Origin of the sequence: Okeania sp. SIO2F4 (genome assembly GCF_010672385.1) — a bacterium.
Lineage (GTDB): Bacteria > Cyanobacteriota > Cyanobacteriia > Cyanobacteriales > Microcoleaceae > Trichodesmium.
Map to the genome: position 1 here is coordinate 1 of NZ_JAAHGT010001444.1, position 1278 is coordinate 1278.

At 30.2% G+C, this 1278-nt stretch carries 1 protein-coding gene; it reads left to right on the top strand.

From position 1 onward, the window contains the following. The first annotated feature begins 278 nt into the window (after nucleotides 1–278). Nucleotides 279–731 (top strand): 6-carboxytetrahydropterin synthase QueD, encoded by a 453-nt coding sequence (gene queD / locus F6K22_RS41110; RefSeq protein WP_293110949.1) that lies wholly within the window; start codon nucleotides 279–281, stop codon nucleotides 729–731. Nucleotides 732–1278: the final 547 nt, after the last annotated feature.

Here is a 1278-nt window from a genome sequence, read left to right on the forward strand (position 1 = left end):
TAGTCTCTACAGTTTTTTTCACAAATCATTTAGGATTAGTAAAGAAGGGAAAAAACTTAAACTTGAGGAGGTACTGTTCAATAATTAATAATTAATAATTAATAATTAATAATTACCTCTTCTGATAACGGATAGGATTGGCTAAAAAGAATTTTTTCTTTTCTTGGTCGATTGGATATGGGGAGGAATCCTCGCCATCCCCCGACCGCTTTTTCTCTTGAAATAGAAGGCTTTATACCTTAATTTTTCCATAACTGATAACTGATAACTGAAAAGCAATGGAATTAAATGAAAAAAAAGAGGAAGAAGATAAAACTATAAAAAATGAATCTAACTCGGAAACTTGGATAATAGGGAAAGAATTTAGATTTGAAGCTTCCCATCAATTGCCTAATCACGATGGGAAATGTGCAAGATTACATGGTCATTCTTGGCGGGGTGTTATTTATGTTTCTGGTAATAAATTAGAAAATTCAGGTGCAAAGCAGGGTATGATTATGGATTATGGAGATATAAAAAAATATCTAAAACCTCTGCTTGATGATTATTTAGACCATTATCACTTAAACGAAACTACAGGCTTAGTTAATCCTACTAGTGAAGCGATCGCTAGATGGATTTATGAACAATTAGAAAATAAAATTCCCGGACTGGTAGCAGTTAGAATTGATGAAACTTGTACGAGTCAATGTATTTATTCAAAAGGGAAAAGTAATTTTTTGATACTTTGAGGGAGTAGGTTAATTAATTGATAATGAATAATGGATAATGGATAATGGATAATGGATAATGAATAATGGATAATTACCTCTGGTTAAAACTGTCAGATTGAATATCAGGAAATCTTATTTCTTTTTATCAGTTATCTATTGGTAAATTTTTAAATATACTATCTTCTGAATTTGTTAACTAGCTCCTAGTTGTAGATAGTTAAGTTTATGATTATGATCTAAATTGTGAATTATTTTTTTCTTGCTAAAACATCTGATTAAGACTGGCTGAATAAATATAGCAATATGATTTTAGTTGTGAGATATTGGAGAATTTTAGGGAACAGGGAACAGGGAACAGGGAACAGGGAACAGGGAAGAATAAAATGTATTTTATTCAAGATAACTGCTATATTCTATCCTTTTACCTTTTAAGGAACATCTCAATTCTCACATCTCATTTCTGATTGCTATATATAATCCTGATGTCTCATAAATTTGAGTTGTATTCAACCTGGAAAAAAGTACAAAAAAATACACTCATTAATGTTTAAAACTGAGGATTTTT

What these genes read in the sequence shown, in the direction of transcription:
- queD (WP_293110949.1), top strand. Translation starts at nt 279, where the DNA reads ATGGAATTAAATGAAAAAAAAGAGGAAGAAGATAAAACTATAAAAAAT.